The sequence below is a fragment of the Fulvivirga aurantia genome, assembly GCF_009711475.1.
In the GTDB taxonomy this organism is placed as follows: Bacteria; Bacteroidota; Bacteroidia; order Cytophagales; family Cyclobacteriaceae; genus Fulvivirga; species Fulvivirga aurantia.
Genome location: NZ_SMMD01000596.1, coordinates 1 through 4,449 on the forward strand (window position 1 = coordinate 1; position 4,449 = coordinate 4,449).

The window sequence follows — 4,449 nt, forward strand, 5'->3', positions numbered from 1 at the left end:
GTTCTAATCTTTACGGATAGATTTGCACGATCGACTTTGAATCACTTTGTGAAGGAGGGTGCATTTCAAAGTCCTATTTGTAAAGTTTTAATTAAAGTATTCATGAAATTATCTATCACAGCCCTGTTGATGATGGCAGCAACACTTGTGTTTGCCCAAAACTCTACACTTAAGCATAACAAGGTGAAAACTGTTGAACTCTTTAAAGTTCAAGGTTACCTTGAACATTTGCCTCCTGGGTATGAAAGCAATCCGAATAAAAAGTATCCCCTACTTGTATTCTTACACGGTGCAGGAGAGAGAGGTAATTCCCCAGCAGATATGTATAAAGCTGCTAAAAATGGTCCTCCTAAAGAGGTTGAAAACCAAGGCAGCCTATGTTTTAATGTAAATGGCAAGGAGGAGTGTTTTATCGTTATCTCCCCTCAACTAACCGGTGGTGGCAACTGGACTGGTTATGCTCAAAAGGAATTCTGGGATTACATCTTAGATGGTCCTGAAAATTATAGATATGACCCTAACAGAATTTATTTAACAGGTCTTTCACTCGGTGGAAACGGAGTCTATGAAAGAGCTTACGATGTTGAGAATGAATTAAACACTCTAGCAGCTATAGCTCCTTTATGTGCTTGGGGTAATACTTCCAAAGGTGATATAATAGCAGAAAGAAATATTCCAGTTTGGGGCTTCCATGGTACAGCTGATAATACAATCGGTTTTAACTCTGGCTTAAGCATGTTTAATGCTATTAATGACAGTCCCGCAAATACTCAGGAAAACACTTTTACGGCAATCGAAAATGCTGCTCATTGGATTTGGAACAAGGTATATAAAACTGACAACTCTGAATATAGCCCCAACGTTTATCAATGGCTTCTTTCACACACGTTAGATAATAGCGGTGGACCAGCAGATCCTCCAGCATCCAACCAATCACCAATTGTTGATGCTGGAGCTGATTTAAATGCTGTTGAAACAACTCCGTCAGTTTCTATAATGGCTCAGGCATCAGATCCTGATGGCTCAATCGATACTTACAATTGGAAAAAGCTAAGTGGGCCGGCAGCAAATTTACTTAATGCGCAAAGTCCAAACTTAACTGTACAAAACTTAAATGTAGGAACCTATAAGTTTGAAATAGCAGTAACAGACAATCTCGGTGCTCAAGCAAAAGACCAGGTTCAACTTATTGTTGGTGCAGGTGCTGGCAACAACGCTCCTACTGTTGACGCTGGTAATGATGTAAATGCCAATCTTTCCGATCCAGTGATCTACCTAAATGCAGACGCTTCTGATAGTGATGGATCTATAAAGTCATTTAGCTGGAAAAAATTAAGTGGTCCTTCAATTTCAATGTGGAATGCCGACAGACCAAAGCTTACATTAGTAAATTTCATTACAGGTACTTATAAATTCGAAGTAACTGTAGAAGATAACGATGGAGCCAAAGCAACTGATCAGGTACAAGTTATTGTCTCTGGTAATTCTGCTGGAAATGAATTACCTACTGTAAGCGCTGGTGAGGATTTAACAGTTGATGTATCTGATCAACAAGTATTCGTTGTTGCTCAGGCTTCAGATTCTGATGGTTCTATAGCCTCATTTAAATGGAAAAAAGTTAGCGGACCTTCCGTTTCACTTTGGAATACAGACAGGTCTAAATTGACTATGGTTGATTTTGTTGAAGGTACTTACATTATAGAAGTATTGGTTGAAGATAATGACGGTGGTAAGGCTACTGACCAAGTTACAGTGACAGTTGGTAATACAGGCTCTGGCAATAACGAGCTCCCAACAGTTAATGCTGGCAACGACATCAATAAGCCTTTATCAAATGATCCAATATACATAAATGCCGAAGCTTCTGACAATGACGGCAGTATCAGTTCATTTAGCTGGAAAAAACTAAGTGGTCCTTCAGTTTCTCTATGGAATACAGATCGTTCTAAACTTACCATGGTAGATTATCAAGAAGGAACATACAAGTTAGAAATCACAGTAGTAGACAATGATGGTGGAAAAGCAACAGATGAAATTAATGTAACAATTGGTGGTAGCGGCAGCGGCAATCAACTACCTAATGTAAATGCCGGTGCAGATATAACTGTAAGTCCGTCTGACCAGTCAGTGTTTATTGTAGCCCAAGCATCTGACAATGATGGTTCAATAGCTAAATTCAACTGGAAAAAGGTATCTGGCCCAAGTGTATCACTTTGGAATACAGACAGAGCAAAATTAACAATGGTAGACTTTGTTGAGGGTGTATATGAATTAGAGATTACTGTAACAGATAATGATGGCGGTAAGTCAAGTGACCGAGTGAAGGTAACAGTTGGTAATGGTGGGGGTAATAACGAGCCACTAACAATTAACAAAAAGACTTCTAGCGATGGTTTAGGATATCTCGAATACTTACCTGCTGGCTACGATAACTCAAAAAGCTACCCTGTTATCATTTACTTACATTCAGATAATGCTGGTGGTTCAAATCTTGATCTCATCAAAAATGAAGGTCCCATGTATTATCTAAATCAAGGAAAAGAGATTTGTGTCAATGGTGAATGCTTTATCGTGCTAAGCCCTCAAATTGCTAAAGGCTCAGGGTTTTGGAAAGGAACTGTAGATAGATTCTACGATTATGTGGTAGAAAATTATGCTGTGGATGCGAGCAGAATATATCTTACTGGTTTTGACGAAGGTGGTGAAGATGCATTATATCGATTAAAAGATGACACTAATAGCAACAACAGATGGGCTGCCGCAGCCGCTGTGAGTTATTGGATGCCAAACTCTCTAGCTTGTGACATAGCAGGAAGCGGAGCTGCTCTCTATCTGGCAAACAGCACAGCTGATGAGGTAAACACTTACAGTAATGCATTAAGCTTTTATAATAAAATAGACAATTGTAATACTACCGTATCTTATTTTGCAGCTGAATCAGGCAATCAAACACAAAGCTGGAAAAACACTTTTGATCCTGATGTAACTGGCTTATATGCCTGGTTATTGAATCAATATGCAAGTGGTAGATCTACAAATGCTAGAAAAGGAGCCACTAACGATGCGCAGAGTTCATTTATTAACAATGAAAATACAATTGATGAAGCCATGAATAATATTGAGAAAAACTTCATGGCTAAAACTGAGCTGCTTACATTGAGAGCCTCAAATGATCTTGTAAACATTGAAATAAAGTCAGTAAACGGCACTACTGTTCAGCAGGTAAACAGTTATGGAGATGTTACACTTGATCGACTTGATCAAGGGATGTACTTATACACTATCGTAGATCAAAAAAATAACCCTTTGCAAAAAGGCAGAATAATGAAGTATTAACATCCATCTTAATATTGGATATAAGGGAGGCCTGTAAAGCCTCCCTTTTTTATTGGAAAGAAAAACACACCACTCCCTAATCTGTATTTTATCCCATTTTGAGACTTAATTACTCAGTTTAAATCTCATAATCCCCCAAATTTAGTTATTAGAGGGGGATGACTCTTCGGCACATTAATTGAATAATTATAAGCATGAAGTTGGAGAAGAACAAAGACAGGATAAAAACCCTAAAGATGGCAGCAAGAAATTTCGTGAAACGAGAAGAATTTCTGGCAGCTGCTGTTTTCTTTGTAGGTTTTACTGTATTTCTCTTAGAACTTATTTTTTAGTCCCTCACCTCTTATTCCTCTCCTATTTAGAATCTTTCGAAATAAAACTGCTTGTTGTTTGCTATTTAGTTGGCGTGTAACTTTGGCAACGTTTGTTTGTTACATATCTAAACTTTAATCATACACATGAGCTGGTTTACTAACGCTATGTCTAGCACCCTGGGTCGAAAAGTATTAATGGCACTCACGGGCTTGTTTCTTATCACTTTTCTTATCGTACACCTTTCCGGAAACTTCCAATTACTCCTCGATGATGGGGGCGAAGCCTTTAATGTATACGCTAAGTTTATGACCACAAACCCTATCATTAAAACTACCTCATATTTATTATATGCTACTTTCTTAGTCCATATTATATGGGCCATAATTTTAACAGTGCATAATAAAAAATCGAGACCTGTTGATTATGCTATGACCAAAGGTAGCACCAACAGCACCTGGAGCTCTAGAAATATGGGTATCTTAGGTACAATCATCTTAATTTTCTTAATTATTCATTTAAGAAACTTCTGGTATGAGATGCACTGGGGTGGAATTGAAACGGTAAACTATGATGGTGAGGAGTATAAAGATCTTTACTCAGTGGTATCAGCAGCATTCTCAGAATGGTGGTATGTAGCAATATATGTTGCTGCCATGCTAGGATTAATGTTTCACTTATTCCATGGATTTAAGTCAGCCTTTCAGACATTAGGCCTGAACCACCCCAAATACAATCCTGTTATACGTGTTGTTGGATATGCAATCGCTGTGATTATACCCGCGCTATTTGCCTCTATTC

The 4,449-nt window shown here is 38.2% G+C and carries 3 protein-coding genes; all 3 read left to right on the forward strand.

Annotation, left to right across the window (positions count from 1 at the left end):
* Nucleotides 1-102 precede the first annotated feature (102 nt).
* Entirely contained in the window at nucleotides 103-3,336 is a 3,234-nt protein-coding gene (locus E1176_RS05320) for a PKD domain-containing protein (RefSeq protein WP_155209532.1), read from the forward strand.
* 194 nt (nucleotides 3,337-3,530) lie between these two features.
* Nucleotides 3,531-3,668, forward strand: coding sequence for a hypothetical protein (locus E1176_RS05325; protein WP_155209533.1), 138 nt, complete (start codon nucleotides 3,531-3,533; stop codon nucleotides 3,666-3,668).
* 126 nt (nucleotides 3,669-3,794) lie between these two features.
* A partial coding sequence (locus tag E1176_RS05330) for a succinate dehydrogenase cytochrome b subunit (protein WP_155209534.1) occupies nucleotides 3,795-4,449 on the forward strand: 655 nt, incomplete at its 3' end.